The organism is Sphingopyxis sp. (assembly GCF_035944815.1).
Taxonomy (GTDB): domain Bacteria; phylum Pseudomonadota; class Alphaproteobacteria; order Sphingomonadales; family Sphingomonadaceae; genus Sphingopyxis.
The window spans coordinates 100,059-115,675 of record NZ_DASZAU010000007.1 but is presented as its reverse complement, the minus strand read 5'-3'; the positions used below and the strand labels follow the sequence as shown (position 1 = coordinate 115,675).

The following is a 15,617-nucleotide window of genomic DNA, read 5'->3' as shown; positions in this document are numbered from 1 at the left end:
CTAGGGCGTCGGGGCGTCCGGCTCAAGGGTTGAACCCGGCAAATTCGCCTTGGTTGCGAGCAAGCCCGGCTTGTGCGCGTCAAGCAACGCGCCGTCGAGCGGGATCAGCCGCGCCGCCGCGGTATAGAGCAAGGCCGCCTCGACCCGCCGCCCCGGAAAGATCGCCGCGAGCGCGCCCCGATACGCCGCCATCTGGCGCAAATAGGCGGGTGCGACATCCGCGGCGCGCGCGGGCACATGCCGCCCGGTCTTGTAATCGACCACCGTCACCGCATCGTCCGTCACCAGCAGCCGGTCGACGATCCCGGCGACGACCGCGCCGTCGACCACCGCCGACAGCGGCACTTCGGCCAGCGACCCCGGCCCGAACAACGCCGCGTATGCGGGGTCTTCGATTATGCCCAGCACCTCGTCGACCATCGCCGCGCGCGCATCGGGGGCGAGCGGTGCCGCCTGCACCGCCAGCCAATGTTCGGCAGCGATACGCCGCCGTGCCGGCGCGACCGGCGGCAACCGTTCGAACAGCGCATGAAGCAACAGACCACGCTCGACCGCCGCCGGGCGCTCGCCCCCTTGCGGCGGCGATGCGACATCGTCCTCGCCCAGCGCCGACGGCGCGAGCGGGCGCGGCGGGCGCGCCTCATCCGGCGCGGGTTTCGCCGCCCAGGCGGGAAGCGCCAAGGCCGGCGCCGCGACCTTCGCCGCTTTTTCCTTGCGGGCCCATTTGCCCGCATTGGCGCGATGGACGCGCCGCTGGCCCCACATCGGCCCCGCCGCTTCCCAGTCGCGGCCCATCCCCGTCAGCGCGGTCTCGACGGCCGCGTGCCAGCTTTCCTCGGAGATGGAACGGTCGGCCTTCTTCGTCACCCCCGCGACGACAAGGATTTCCTCGGCGCGCGTCATCGCGACATAGAAGAGCCGCCAATGCTCCTCGGCCGCCGCCCGCGCCGCCGCCGCGTGCGCCTCGGCGAGTTTCCCGTGCCGTTCGTCGGCGGGGAGCGCAAAGACGGGCAGCTTCTCCCACGCCGCGACATCGACGCTGAACGGCCGGTGCCCGATCGCGGCGTCGTCGGTCGCGTCGGCGAGGATCACGATCGGCGCCTGCAGGCCCTTCGACCCGTGCACCGTCATCACGCGCACGACGTCGCTGCGCGCTTCGGTCTGGCGCTTGATATCGGCCGCGCTCGCCGACACCTGCGTCAGGAAGCCGAGCAGCGACACCGTCTCGCGGCTCTCGAACGCCAGCGCCTGGTTGAGAAGCTCGTCGATCGGGTCGCGCGCCTCGCGCCCCAACCGCGCATAAAGCTTGCGCCGCCCGTCTATCGGCCCCGACAGGATCGTCTCGAGAAAACGGAATGGCGTCGTGAAGTCGGCCATGCCAAGCAGGTGCCGCAGCGCCGCCATCGCCGCCGCCGTCGCATCGTCCTCACTCGCGCGCAAATGCTCCCACAGCGCCGCCCGCCCGCGCTTATGGGTGTGCGCGTAAAGCGCGTCTTGCGTCCAGCCGATCAGCGGCGACACGAGCAGCGACGCGAGGTTGAGATCGTCGAGCGGCTGCACCGCAAAGCGCATCGCCGCGATCAGGTCCTGCACCGCCAATGGCTGCGTCAGCGCGAAGCGATCGACGCCCGCGACCGGGACGTGCAGTGCCTGCAACCGCGCGACGATCCGCGCCGCGAGGTCGCGGCGCCGTCGCACGAGGATCATGACATCGCCCGGCGCGACGGGGCGCCCGTCCTTGCCGTTCGCGATCCAGTCCTGCACCTCGCCCGCGATCGCCTTCGCCAGCCGCATCGATGCGGGGTCGGACGCGGGCGCGCCCGTGTCGCTCTCGCCTTCGCCGCTATCCTCTTCGGCTGCCGCGTCGAGCGCCTTGCCGACCGGCAGCGGCTGCCACAGTTCGACCTGCCCGGCGTGCGCTTCACGGAAAGGCCGGTGCGGCGGCTCCTCGCCGTCGAGGCCCATCGCGGTGGCGCCGCCGGCCGCCAGCCAGGCATCGACCACCGACAGCACCGCCGGGGTCGAGCGATAGTTGGAAACGAGGTCGACCTGCCGGAACGGCTGCCCGCCGATCTCGCCCATCGCATGGAACATGTCGCGCGCGGTCGCAAAGGCCTTGGGCTCGGTCCCCTGAAAGCCGAAGATCGCCTGCTTGCGATCGCCGACGGTGAACAGCGTGCGAATCCGGTCTTCCTTCGCGCCAATCCCCGCAAAAAATTCCTGCGCCAGCGACAGGACGATGCCCCACTGGCGCATGTTGGTGTCCTGCGCCTCGTCGACGAGGATATGGTCGGTTCGCTGGTCTAGCTTGAAGCGCACCCATTCGCCGAAGCTGCCAACGCGCAGCAACGATCCGGCGAGCGTGATCAGGTCGTCGAAATCGGCGAGCCCCTGCTCGCGCTTGGCGAGCGCATATCCCTCGGCGAAGCGGCTCCCGAGCCTCCACGCCGCCGCCAAATCGTCGGCAACATGCATCGCGGTGGCCGTGCCGAGCAGGACCTGCACGGCCTCGACGATCCGCACCGCGCTGCCCAGGCAATCGGTCATCTTGCCCTTCTCGCCCGCGAAATCGGCGCGCATGTCGCCCTTGCCGGTCAGGAAGCAACCGAGCATTTCGCCGAGCATCGCGGCCCGCCCGGCCGGGTCGGCGATCAGCCAGCCGATCATCACATCGTTGCACGCGAGCCCGGTTTTGGTGCCCCAATTGGCCCCGCTGGTCGCGACCGCCCTGACATCCTCTTCGCCGACGGCCCCCGCCGCGAGTTCGCCGGCGATCCACGCATCGGGGTCGCCCCCCGGCAGGTCGAACGCCGCGCGCAGGTCGTGTGCCGACGGCGGCAGCGCCGCATGCGGCCCGCCGAATATGGCGGCGCAGCCGGACAGGAAGGACAGCGCCGCCTCCTGCCCCAGCCGCTGCGACAGCATCGCGGCGGCCTCGCGCAGCGCCCTGCGGTCTTCGCCCTCTTCGAGCAGATGGCCCAGCACTTGCCGCTGGAGCGCGGCCGCCTCATCTTCTTCGATCGCGCGAAAACCCGGCAGCAACTTCGCCTCGAGCGGGAAACTCGCGAGCAGCGTCTGGCAAAAGGCGTGGATCGTCTGCACGCGGATCGCCCCGCCGGGGCTGTCAATCACGGTCGCGAACAGCGATCGCGCGCGCGCCATCAAACCCGGCCGGTCCCACGCGAGCCCGAGCGCAAGGAGGTCGAGCCGCAGGTCGCCGTCGCTCATCCGGACCCATGCCGCGAGCCGCTCGTGGATGCGGTGCGCCATTTCCGCGGCGCCGGCCTTGGTAAAGGTGATGCACAGGATCGCCTCGGGCGAAACGCCGTCGAGCATCAGCCGCAGCACGCGCGCCGACAGTACCTGCGTCTTGCCCGTCCCCGCCGACGCGCCGAGCCAGACATGGCTTTCGGGATCGGCCGCGGCGCCCTGCCGCGGGTCGAGCGTCGCGAGGCCGGACGGCTTGCTCATGCCTCCTCCTCGCCGCGTCCGAACCATTCGTCGCGGCGCATCAACTGGTCATAATCGCCATGGCCGGCGCCGTCGCCGGGACCGAAGGGCGCGTCGCCGAACAGGTAAAGCGCCGCCAGCTCGGACAGCGCGTCGGCGGCATGATCGATCGCAATCTCGGCATTCTTCAAATCGCTGCGCGATCCATAGCTGTTCGATATTTTCCCCGCGCCGCCGGCGCGGCGATCGGGCCGCAGGCTCCAATATTCAAGCGCATCGACCGGCGCCGCGCCGATGTCCGTCATCCCGCCTTCGCGCGCGATCAGGCCGAGCAGGCCGAGCTGGTTGTCGAGCTTGTCGAACGCCGCCTTCGCGCTCGGCGCGCCGCCCGATTTGTAATCGACGATCGCCAGCCGCCCCTCGCCGTCGCGGTCGATCCGGTCGGCCTTGCCATGCAGCGTCAGCCCCCCGACGACATATTCGCCCCTGACCTCGACGCCCACCGGCCTCCGGTCATCACGATCCCAAATCTGTGCCGCCGCCCAGCGCAGCGCGGGCTCGATCCGCGGCAACCAGAAAGCGCGCGCGATCGGATCGAGCGCCGGGTCCGAATCGAGCGCCGCCAGCGCGGCCTCGAACCCCTCGCGCGTCGCGCCGTCCCGGACCCAATCTTCGAACAATCGATGCACGCGCGTCCCGCGCCAGCGCGGATCGGGCGCGGCGCTCAATGGATCGAGCGCCGACAGGCCGAGCATCTGGCCCGCATAATAGCCAAAGGGATCGCGCGCGAGCCGGTCGACCGCCGTGACGCTGATCTTGCGCGGCCGGTCCGCGGCCGGCGGGCGCGGCGCGGGGCGGCCCGCTGGCTGCGCGCCCCCCGGCGGCACGTCGAGTTCGGCGGCGAGCCGCGTCAGCGCCACGCCGCCCGGCGCCGGCTCGGGCATGTCGCCCGCGAGCGCCTCGAGCCGCAGCCAGAAGCGCGACGCGACGGCCGGATCGCCGCCGCTGCGCTGTGCGCGCGTGACGACGATCTCACGCGCGGCGAGCGCGCTCGCGAAATCATGCGCCGCCATCCCCTGCTGCCGCTCGGACGCGGGCAGGCGAAGCAGGCGGCGAATGCCGGGCGCGAGCCAGGGGTCGGGCTGGGCCGCCGCGGGCCAGCGTCCCTCGTCGAGCCCGCCGAGAATCATCAGGTCGGCGCGCTGCAGCCGCGCCTCGAGCAATCCCCAGATGAACAGGCGCGGATGGCCGCCATAGGGCGGCCGCACGCTCGCCTGCGCCAGCAATTGGCCGAGCATCTCGGGGAAATCGGCGGGATCGACGAGCGCCGGCCCATCGCTGCGCGCGAGCGCCCACTGGTCGAACAGGTCCGACAGCATCCGCCCCGCCGGTCCCGCCCAGACCGCATCGCCGGTCAGCCATTCGGCCGCCTGTTGCAGCGCCTCCAGCAGGATCGCGGGCGGCGCCGGTCCGGAGAACGGGGCAAGCGCCGCGGCCATCGCCCCCGAAACATCGTCCCACCAGGGCTGCAATTCGGCGGCGCGGCCATGCCCACGCGCCCTCTGGTCCGCGGCGCGCGCGGCGATGCGCGCGCTCACCCCGGCCCAGCCGGGCAGCAGGCCCGGCTCGCGGAGGGTCAGGTCGAGCCGCCGAAGCTGGTCGAGCCATGGAGTCCGCCCGTCGCCCTTGCGCACCAGCGGGTGCCCCAGCAACGCGACGAGCGCGACGGGATCGAACGACGCCGCCAGTTCGGCAAGCAGCAACAGCAGGGCCCCGGGAGGGGTTCGCGACAGGGGCTGCCCCGCGCTGTCGTCGACAGAAATTCCCCAGCGCGCGAGCGCCGCCGCGACGCGCTCGGCAAGCCCGCGGTCGGGCGTGACCAGCGCCGCGGTCTTGCCCGGCGTTTCGATCGCCTCGCGCATGAGCAGGGCGATCCCCTGTGCCTCCTGCCCGTCGTCGGCGAACACCGCGCCCGATATGCCGGCGGTCGCCGCCGACAGGTCGCCGGCGGCCTGCCACTGCGCGGTGTAGTCGGCGGGTGCGAAGAGCAGCGATACGAAAGCCATCCGTGCATCGGGCCCGTCGAACGCCGACGTGGCATCCCATGGCAGCACTTCGCCCCGCGATACGCCCATGCGGCCGAGCAGCAGCTTCAGATGATATTGCGGGTGCGTTTCCAGCGGGCGTTCGCCCGGCTGGTCGGGATCGGGCCTGGCCGGCCCCAGCGTGTCCCACTCCTCGTCCGCCATGCCGAGGTCGAGCCCCGGCAGCACGACGATGCCTTGCTCCATATCGGCGACGGTACGCAGCAGCCGCGCGATCGCGGGCGCGGCGGTCGTGACCCCCGCCGCGACGACGAAGCGCGCGGGGGGGGCAAGGCGCCAGCCTCGCGTCACCCGGTCCAGCAGGCGATTGCGGCGATCGGCGCGGTCGATATGCCCCGTCGCCGCGAGCATCCCGGGCCATTGGTCGACGAGCAACGACAGCCGCCGCCACGACGCCTGCCAATGCCCCGCAAGCTCGCCGAGCGCGCTTTCGATATCGGCGAGCCGCGCCGGCGAGACCTCCTCATAATGCAGCTGGTCGATCACGCGCCCCAGCCCGTCGGCAAGCTGGAACGCCGCGGCGCCGGCGATCGGCGGTTCGCCCGGAACATCCTGTTTCTCGATCAGCGCCGCCAGCATCAGTCGCCGCTTCAGCGGGTCGATCGCGGGCGGGATGGCCTCGCTTTCGTCGATCGGGTCGAGCGCAAGGGCAACCGATTCATCGAGGTCGGCGTCGCCGATCACGACCAGCCGCGGCATCAGCAGCCCCGCCCCGCCGGCTCGCACGAACGCCGCCTGCACCGCGCTGCGCGCCCGGTTGCTCGGCAGCAGGATCAGTCCCTGCGCCAGCCCCAGCGCGCCATCGGCATGACGATCGATCAACCCGGCGACGAGGGCGTCGGCGAAAGCCCGCTGGACGGGAATGGAAAAGACGGTGGGCTTTGCGTCAGCCATCCGTCAGCGCGGCTTCGGTCGGCGCGATGCTCGCCGGGGTGCCGACGTCGAACCATTGCCCCATGTGCGACAGGCCATAGAGCCGCCCCGCCGCGATCGCGCGGTCCCACAATATGTTGGTCGAAAACGCGCCCTCGGGCGCGCCGCCCAGCAGGCGCGGCGATATGAGCTGGATGCCCGTATAGACGAAAGGCGCGACGCGCCCCTGCTTGCGCCGCGTCAGCCGGCCCGCCGGGTCCATATGGAAATCGCCCTTGCCGCCATGCCCGCTCGCGCTGGCCTGCCGGATCAGCAGCAACAGCGCGTCCATCTTCCCGCCGTCCCAGTGGCGTGCAAGGTGGCGGATGCTGTCTTCGGGCCCGTCGGTCCAGATATTGTCGCTGTTGACGATCAGGATCGGGTCGCCGCGAAGCTGCGGCAGCGCCTTGACCATCCCGCCGCCGGTTTCGAGCAGCCGGTCGCGCTCGTCCGAAATCGCGATGCTGAAGCTGCGTTTCTGCGCCGCCAGATGCGCTTCGAGTGCATCGGCCAGATAATGGACGTTGACGACGACATGCCCGATGCCCGCCGCCTCGATCCGGTCGAGGCTGTGGTCGATCAGCGCCTTGCCCGCGACGCGCACCAGCGGTTTCGGCCGCGTCGCCGTAAGCGGACGCATCCGCTTGCCGATGCCCGCCGCCATCACCATGGCGCTCTCGATCTTCGCACTCACAGCCAAGCCTCTGCCCGTTTCTCGAGCGGGATATTGGCGTCGAACCATTGCCGGACGGGGACAAGCGCCGGATGCGCAAGGTCGCGTTCGAGCAGCCCCCACATGCGCGGCTGGAAACTCTTGTAATGCGGCTTGTTGTCGCGTTTCCACAGGCGGACGAACACGCCCAGGATGCGCGTGTTGCGCTGCGCCGCCAATGCCCAATAGGCGCGCTCGATATCCCGCCCGGTCGCCGCCTGGTACCGCGCGAGCATCGCCGCCTCGACCCCCGGGCTCACGTCGCGGCGCGCATCCTCGAGCACCGAGGCGAGGTCATAGGCCGGGTGCCCGACCAGCGCGTCCTGGAAATCGAGCAGGCCATAATGCGCGATGCCGCCCTGCCCCGCGACCAGCATGATATTCTCGGCGTGGAAATCGCGCAGCACGGTAACGCGCGGCAGGCCGTCCTTCTCGACGGGCATCAACGCCGCTTCCCACGCCGCGCGGAACGCATCGCGGTCGACCGCGATATCGAACGCCGGGCAATACCAGTCGGTGAACAGCATGACCTCGTCGAGCCATTGCTCGATCCCGTGGACCGGCAGCCCGTCCATCGGCGCGCGCGCATGGAGGTGGACGAGCAGGTCGGTCACGCCCGCATAATGGTCCGCCTCCTCGTGCAGCGCTTCGTCGACCGTTTCGCGCAGCCGCACGTCGCCGAAATCCTCGATCAGCAACAGCCCCTGCTCCAGATCGCGGGCAAGGATCGTCGGCGCATTGAGCCCCTGTTCGCACAGATATTCGGCGACCGCGATGAACGGGCGCGGGTCTTCGTGCGGCGGCGGCGCATCCATCAGCACCGCCTGCCGGGCGCCGTCGACGACACGGAAATAGCGGCGGAAGGACGCGTCCCCCGCCAGAGGCAAAATCCGGGCGTCGCCCCAGCCATGCGCGGCAAGGAAAGCGGGCGCGTGGGCGGGCGGAATCATCGAAGCGGCCATCGTGCTCCCCAAGCCGCCGGCACATCGGCTGTCAAGACGCGTGCGTCGCCCTCTCCCGAAATCCGGAGGTTCAGGGCGGCGGGCCAGCCGTCATCGCCCAGCCGTTCGGGCCATTCGATCAGCAACGCGCCGTCGTACAGATAATCGTCGAGCCCCAGTTCGATCAGCTCGTCGGGCGCCTCGATGCGATAGAGGTCGACATGCGCGATGGGCAGGTCGACCTCGGGCGGCGCATAGGGCTGGACGATCGCAAAGGTCGGGCTCGGCGCCTCGCCCGCCAGCCCGCGCGCCTTCAGCATCGCGCGCGCCAGCGTCGTCTTGCCCGCGCCGAGGTCGCCCGACAGCAGGACCACATCGCCGGGCGCCAGCGCCGCGCCGATCGCCGCGCCGATCCGCTCGGCCGCCGCCAGGTCGTAGCGCACCGAAAAACCGGTCATGCGCCGCGCGGCAGGCTGATCCGCACCAGCGTCCCCTGCCCCTGCTCGCTCACCACTTCCATCGTCCCGCCGTGCGCGGCAACAAGCTGGCGCGCCAGCGCGAGGCCGATGCCGCCGCTTTGCGTCCCCGCCTGCGTGCCGCGCGTCACCGCGACGACCGCGTCGGGCATGCCGGGGCCATTGTCGGACACGATGATATCGACCCCGCGCGCGTCGCCATCGGCGTGCAGCAGCACGCGCCCGCCCGATTTGCGCGACGGCGCGGTAAAACGCACCGCATTGTCGAGCAGCCCCGCGACCAGCCGCGACAACCGCGGCGCGTCGCCCTCGATGCGTCCCAGGTCGGCGGCGATATTGCCGACGAGTTCGACCTTCTCGCTCGTCGCGATCGGCTTCGCATCGGCGAGCGCGCTTTCGAGCAGCGCGCGGATATCGACCGGCGTGCGTTCGATCGCGAGCGTCCCCGCCTCGCCCTGCGCAAGGTCGAGCACATTGTCGATCTGGCGCGACAATACCGCGACCGAATCCATGATCGCATCGACATAGACGCGCTGCTGGTCTCCGAGCTTGCCGGCATAACCCGCCTGCAACATCTCGCCGAAGCCGCCGATCGACGTCAGCGGCGTGCGCAGTTCGTAACTCATCCGCGACAGGAAGGCGGTCTTGACCTTGTCCGCCGCCTCCAGCGCCTCGTTGCGTTCGCGCAGCGCACCTTCCATCTTCCGGCTCGGCGTGATGTCGAGCATGATCAGCAGCGCGTTGCCGTCGGGCAGCGGGATCGACGCGAAATCGAAATAGCGGCCGTCGGCGAAACCGATTTCGCCGCCGCGCTGCTGCCGTTCCAGCGTCGCGGCGCGGATGACTTCCTGCACGATGCTGATCTGGTTCGGCTTGACCAGCCGGTCGGCGAGCCCGCCCATCAGCGCATCGACGCGCGGATGCGCCGCCAGCGTCGGTTCGTCGATGCCCCACAGGCGGCGGAACCGCTGGTTCCACAGATGCAGCCGCCCGTCGGGCGCGAACACCGCGATCGCCTCGAACAGATTGTCGAAGGTGGCGGTGCGCACGCGCAGCAACGTGTCGCGCGCGCCCGCCAGCTGTACCTGCTCGGTCCGGTCCTCGGCGATCAGCAACAGCCCGCCGTCGGGGGTCGGCTGCGCGACGACATGCAGGTGCGTACCATCGCGCAGCAGCCAGTCCTCCTCGCTCGCGCCCGGCTGCGCGAACCAGTCGACATGCACCTGCCGCCATTCGGGATAGTTGCGCACTTCGGGGGTCCGCCCGCGCTCGCGCCAGGCGTCGAGCAGCCGCGCGAAAGGCCGCGCCTCCGACACATCTTCGGGCGACAGGTCGAACAACCGGCGGAACGGCTGGTTGGCAAAGACGAGGCTCTGGTCGGGGCCGAACTGCACGACCGCCGCCGACATACGGTCGAGCAATTCACGCTGCGTATCGACGAAACGGCGGTGCGCGCCGCGCTCGGTTTCGAGTTCCTGGATGTCGATCGCATAGCCGGCGATCCCGATCACGCGGCCGCCCTTGGGTGCCAGCGGGACGTCGACGACGCGCATGATCCGCCGCTCGCCCTCGATCGTTACCGGAATGGTGCGGACCTGCGCCGTGCCCGCCGCGCGCGCCGCCTCGGCGGCTTCGGCGGCGCTGACGCCCGCCACGGTTTCGCACAATTCGATCCCGCCATCGATCACCGCCGCGGGGCCCTTCGCCTCGACCGCGCGGACATAGGCGCCGTTGACCAGCGCAAGGTGCAGGTCGGTATCGCGGAACCACATCGGAAAGGGCGCCGCCTCGATCAGCCCCGACAGCGCTTCGAACGCCGCCATCGCCTCGTCGCGTTCCTGCCGCGCATGCGCCAACGCCTGCTGCCCCTCGGTCGCATCGCTCAGCCAGAGCAGCACGCTGCCCGGTCCGCCGACCGCCTGCGGTGCCGCGGCGCCATGGACGATGATCGTGCGCCGGCTCGCCTCGGGCTTCAGGCTCAACACAAAGGGCTTCGCGCCGCGCTGCGCGCCGAGGATCGCCTGCCGCAACGCATCATGCGCGTCGGCGTCGAGTCCGCTGCCGATCCCGCGCAGCTCGTCGAAATTCCGCGGTCCGCGCTCGAGCCCCAGCCAGCGGCCGAGCCGTTCGCTCGCCTCGATCCGCCAGTCGGCGCGCACGATCACCGGCAGCTGCGGCGAGGCCTCGACCAAGCTCGCGAGCCGCTCGGCCTGCCCCGCGACGAACGCCGAGCGCCGCTGCATCGCGATCCCGCGTCCGACCGCCCATAATCCGGCGAGCAGCCAGAGCGCCGCGAACAATCCGAGCGCGAACAATGCCCCCGACGATTGCATCAGGGCCATTCCGCCGGCGACGCTCGAAAACAGGGACCAAAACATGGGCGATTGCTGGACAGCATATCGCTGCCACTATCGACTGTCCCCAATTGTTTCAATCGTTCGACGTCGAGGGCAAGGGTATCGACCGTTCGGCGCGCGCGCCCTGTCGCAGTCGCGCGCCCAGGCGCCGCTCCGATAATCCTTTTGCAGCGGCCGCAGGGGTAGCGTAGGCGAGAAGGGCAGGACGCGCCCGCCGCCGCACAGGACCCGCGCGAACCAACCGAGGAGGATGAGTGCAGGACGAGAAGCTGTCGGCGCTGGCCGCCGCGATTGCCGACCCGCTTGCCCATGATCCGGGCGATGCCCCGATCTCGATCTCGGCCGGGCTGGCCGACTGGATGCTCGCCCAGCGCCTTTCGCTCGCCTTCACCTCCTATCAAACGGGCCAGTTGATCGTCGCCGGCGTGGGACCCGACATGCGCCTGTCCTTCGACCAGCAGAATTATGCGCGCGCGACGGGCCTCTGCTACGACCGCGGGCGGTTGCTGGTCGGGTCGATGTTCCAGATCTGGCGGCTCGAAAACATGCTCCGTCCCGGGCATTATGCCAATAATGCCTTCGACATGGCGCTCGTGCCGCGCACCGCGCACACCGTGGGCTATGTCGATACGCACGAGCTGGCTCTCGATGCCGACGACCGGATCATCTTCGTCAATTCGCGCTATTCCTGCCTCGCAACGATCGACCCGGTGCACAGTTTCCGGCCGGTCTGGCGTCCTCCGTTCATTTCCGCCCTCAAACCCGAGGACCGCTGCCACCTCAACGGCCTCGCCATGGACGGCGGGCGTGCGCGCTTTGTCACGATGGCGGGCATGTCCGACGAAAAGGACGGCTGGCGTGCCGAGCGCGCGGGCGGCGGTGTCGTCATGGACGTTGCGAGCGGCGAAACGGCGGTACGCGGGCTGACGATGCCCCACAGCCCGCGCGTGCACGACGGCGCGTTGTGGCTGCTCGATTCGGGACGCGGCCAGATCGTGCGGGCCGATATCGACAGCGGACGGTGCGAAGATATCGCCTTTTGCCCCGGCTTCCTGCGCGGCCTCGCTTTCTCCGGCAACTATGCCATCGTCACCGTCTCGCTGGCGCGCGAAGGCCGGTTCCGGGATCTGGCCATCCAGACCGGGCTCGAAGAACGCGAGGCAGAGGCGCGGTGCGGCATATTGGTCGTCGACACGCGCAGCGGCCGCATCGCCCATTCGATCCTGCTGGGCGGTCGCTTCACCGAGATGTTCGACGTCGCGGTTCTTCCCGGCGTCCGAAATCCCATGACGGTGGGTCCTGCGACGGTCGAAATGATCGGCGCCGTCAGCATCGGCGACGAAGCCTGACAGCAAAAAAGGCCGCGCCGTTTCCGGCGCGGCCCCCTTTGCCCGATGGCCCCCGATCAGAAGCCGACGCTGGCCCCGACGCGGAAATAGCGGCCCAGCACACCCGGGAAATAGGTGATCGTGCCGCCGCCGGTCGGCGACGGGAACGGCGGCTTCCGGTCGAACAGATTGTCGACCACGAAGCGGATGCTGAAGCTCTTGTCGATCCGGTAGGTCATGCCCGTATTGAAATAGATGAAGCTGCCGACCCCGTTCGGATTCTGGAAGGTCGGCGTGGCATCGGCATTGAACTTCGCCGGGCCCATGTAATTGGCCTGCAGGAAGGTGCTGAAGCCCTTGTTGTTATAGTCGATCGTCGCGACCGCCTGATGCCGCGAATATCCGATCTCGCCATCGTTGGTCGCCGGCGCCGAATTTGCGTCGGCACGCGAGGTCAGCGTGTCGAGATACTGGTAGCTCGCATTCACCCCGATATTCGAATCGGCGCCGAGGAACGGCGTGCTGGTGCGCCAGTCGAGCGCCGCCAGGATGCCCTTGTACCGCAGTTCGGCCGCGTTGAAATAACCGGTCGAAATGAAGTCGAGCTGGTTCGTGGCATCGCGCGTGAAGCGGTCGCAGAATTCCGAATTCGGGAAATCGTCCGAGTCATAGCAGTTCGCGACGATGTCGTTCGCGGCGAGCTGCGTAATGACGTCCTTCACCTTGATATCGACATAGTCGATCGACAGCGACAGGCGCGGGATGAAGCTCGGGCGCAACACGGCACCGACGGTCCATGCGCTCGATTTTTCGTTCTTCAGGTTGGGGTTGCCCACGACGGCCTGAAGGAAGCTTGCGTCGTCCGACGTTGCGCTGAAGTTCGCCGGGATGCCATCGGCCGCGCAGTTGGCGGCGCGGGTGGCCGGATTCGGACCTTCGTCCTGCAGCGGCGCGTCGCACGGATCGTCGGCAAAATCGAAGAAGCTGCTCGACGGGTTGAACGCTTCGGTGATGAAGGGTGCGCGGATCGCGCGAGTGTAGTTGCCGCGGATCGTGATGTCGCGGATCGGCTGCCAGCTGCCGCCGACCGTCCAGGTCAGGTCGCCGCCAGCCGTCGAATGGTCGACATAGCGCGCGGCGCCCTGCAATTCGAGCGAGTAGATCGCCGGCACATTGTTGGCCGGGCCGACGAGCGCGGCGCGAAGTTCGCCGAAGACTTCGTCGGTGTTATATTTGCCCTTCAGCGGCTGGATGATCACCGACTGGCCGAAAGGCACCCGGTCGTTGGTGGGATCGCCGTCGCCGTCGGCGTCGGTCAGCGGATCGGGATCGTCGCCGCCGCGGTTGAATGCGCCCGGATCGAAGTCCTGCGATTCCGCCCGGTGCTCGTAACCGAGCGCGAAGGAGAAATCGCCGCCGGGCAGCGCGAACAGCGGGCCGGACAGCGAAGCCGTGAATATCTTCTGCTTGTTGACCGACACGGGGCGGGTGATCGCGGTGACATAGTCGCGCGCCGCCTGCGACGTCTGCATGCCGAACAGGTTGAGCGGAGCGCAAGTCGAACTGATCGTCTCGGCCCCCGAATTCACCGCGCCCGGGCGGCAGATGATGTTGCCGTTCGCGGGACCGCCGTTGAACAGGCCTTCATCGACCGCGTCGACGGCGTTGAAGAAATTCTGGGTGGCGATCGCCGGAACCTTGCCGGTCGTCTTGGACCGACCGTAGTTTCCGACGATTTCAAAGGTCCAGTCGCGGCCGCCGAGGCCCTTGAAGCTGCCATCGATGCCGAGGACGTAACGCTGGATTTCGACGTTGCCGGTGGCGCGGCCCGAAATCACGTCGGTGTTGGCGCGCTGCAGCAGGAAGGTGTCGCCGTCGGCCTGCGCCTGAATGATCGCGCGCGCCTGCGGCGTCAGGAACGGGTTGTCGGTGCTCATGATGATCGCACCGGCCGGATCGCCCGCATAGCCGAACAAATAACTGTTATATTCGGGCTGGTCGCGCAGGTTGACCCCGCGGCTGCGGCTGTACCAGCCTTCACCGAACAGGCGGACATTGTCGGTGAGATTGAAGCTCAGCAGGATGTTGCCGCTGTAACGTTCGGTATCGGTCAGCAGGTTCGAAAGCGGGACGAGGCTGAAGCCGTTGCCGCCCGACGCGCTGGTATCGAACGAAAGCGGGTTGCCGTTTTCGTCGAGCGGACCGAACGAGGTACCGAAATCGATCGGGATCAGGTTACCCGTCGCATCGAAACGCAGCGCGCGGCCCTGCGCATCGACGAAGCCCCCCTGCGGGAAGCCGAGCCCGGCCTGCTGGCCCTGGCTGACCGGGATGAAGTCGAAGATCGTCGGGATGCCGAATTCGGAGATCGTCGGGATGCGGCGGTCGCGGAAGATCACATTGTCGTACGGCGAATCGGGATCGTTCGGCGCGCCGAAAAAGCCCCCGTCGTACAGGCGCGGGCGCGCCGTCTGCAGCAGGCCTTCGCCCTTGTTATATTCGCCCGCGATCGTGACGTTCGCGCGGCCGTCGAGGAAATTCTTGCCGGCGAGGGCGCGGAAGCGATAGTTGGTCGCGTCGCCGCGGCTCGAGACGCCATATTGGCCGTCGAGCTCGACGCCCTCATAATCACGCTTCAGGATCACGTTGACGGTGCCCGCGATGGCGTCCGACCCATAGATCGGCGCACCGCCGATGACGATGGTTTCGACGCGGTCGATCAGCTTGGTCGGGATGACGTTGAGGTCGACCTGGTTACCGCCCTGCCCGGTCGGGCCAAAGATCGATGCGGTGTTCGAACCGACGAAGCGGCGGCCGTTGACCAGCGTCAGCGTACGCTCCGAACCGAGCCCGAGGAAGTTGACGAAGCTTTGCCCGGGGCCGAAGCTCGACTGGGCACCCACGGGGCTGCTTCCCGGAACGCCGAAGGCCGGCAATTCGTTCAGCGCCTGGCCGAGGGTTTCGAAGCCGCGCGACTCGATCTGGTCGGAATTGATCACGACCGACGGCTCGACGGTGTCGAAATTGGGGCGCGAGATGCGCGAACCGGTCACGATGATCGCGCTTTCGCCGGTGGCTTCGGCGCCTTCCGACGATGCGATGCTTTCGGGCGGAGCGGCGGCTTCCTGCGCCAGCGCGGCACCCGAAACGCACAGGGCGATAGACGAAACGCAGCCGCCCAGCGCGGCTTTCGCAAAGAATTTCATGAACAACTCCCCGGTCTTGCGGGGAGTCGCCTCCCCATCAGGCACAAATCCTAAGGGGAGGCGGTAAGATTTCTATAACAATTCAGAATTTTCGATAATAATTTTCCAGCTGTTGCAACAAGGCAACGCC

At 68.8% G+C, this 15,617-nt stretch carries 8 protein-coding genes; 1 reads left to right on the top strand and 7 read right to left on the bottom strand.

Annotated features, from left to right (window positions below; all coding sequences use genetic code 11):
- From addA to VGU00_RS10310, 6 genes are read right to left on the bottom strand one after another with little or no spacing between them, the layout of a single operon-like run.
- Positions 1-3,471, bottom strand: a complete 3,471-nt coding sequence (gene addA / locus VGU00_RS10335; RefSeq protein WP_327468160.1) for a double-strand break repair helicase AddA — start codon at positions 3,469-3,471, stop codon at positions 1-3.
- Positions 3,468-6,449 (bottom strand): double-strand break repair protein AddB, encoded by a 2,982-nt coding sequence (addB, locus tag VGU00_RS10330; RefSeq protein WP_327468158.1) that lies wholly within the window; start codon positions 6,447-6,449, stop codon positions 3,468-3,470. Before addB ends, addA begins: the two co-directional genes overlap by 4 nt.
- Positions 6,442-7,161: a nucleotidyltransferase family protein gene (locus tag VGU00_RS10325; protein WP_327468156.1), complete on the bottom strand. Its 720-nt coding sequence runs from the start codon at positions 7,159-7,161 to the stop codon at positions 6,442-6,444. The genes addB and VGU00_RS10325 overlap by 8 nt, the downstream gene beginning before the upstream one ends.
- Positions 7,158-8,129, bottom strand: coding sequence for an aminoglycoside phosphotransferase family protein (locus VGU00_RS10320; RefSeq protein ID WP_327468257.1), 972 nt, complete (start codon positions 8,127-8,129; stop codon positions 7,158-7,160). Before VGU00_RS10320 ends, VGU00_RS10325 begins: the two co-directional genes overlap by 4 nt.
- A complete protein-coding gene (tsaE, locus tag VGU00_RS10315) occupies positions 8,126-8,578 on the bottom strand; it encodes a tRNA (adenosine(37)-N6)-threonylcarbamoyltransferase complex ATPase subunit type 1 TsaE (RefSeq protein ID WP_327468154.1) in 453 nt (150 codons plus the stop codon). The genes VGU00_RS10320 and tsaE overlap by 4 nt, the downstream gene beginning before the upstream one ends.
- Entirely contained in the window at positions 8,575-10,938 is a 2,364-nt protein-coding gene (locus VGU00_RS10310; protein ID WP_327468152.1) for a PAS domain-containing sensor histidine kinase, read from the bottom strand. The genes tsaE and VGU00_RS10310 overlap by 4 nt, the downstream gene beginning before the upstream one ends.
- A gap of 269 nt (positions 10,939-11,207) precedes the next feature.
- On the opposite strand from VGU00_RS10310, the gene VGU00_RS10305 reads away from it, so the two are divergent.
- Complete coding sequence (locus VGU00_RS10305) at positions 11,208-12,302, top strand: TIGR03032 family protein (RefSeq protein ID WP_327468150.1); 1,095 nt, start codon at positions 11,208-11,210, stop codon at positions 12,300-12,302.
- Positions 12,303-12,358: 56 nt separating this feature from the next.
- Here the strand turns inward: VGU00_RS10305 and VGU00_RS10300 are convergent, their stop codons facing one another.
- On the bottom strand, positions 12,359-15,487 hold the full coding sequence (locus VGU00_RS10300) for a TonB-dependent receptor domain-containing protein (protein WP_327468148.1): 3,129 nt from the start codon (positions 15,485-15,487) through the stop codon (positions 12,359-12,361).
- Positions 15,488-15,617 lie beyond the last annotated feature (130 nt).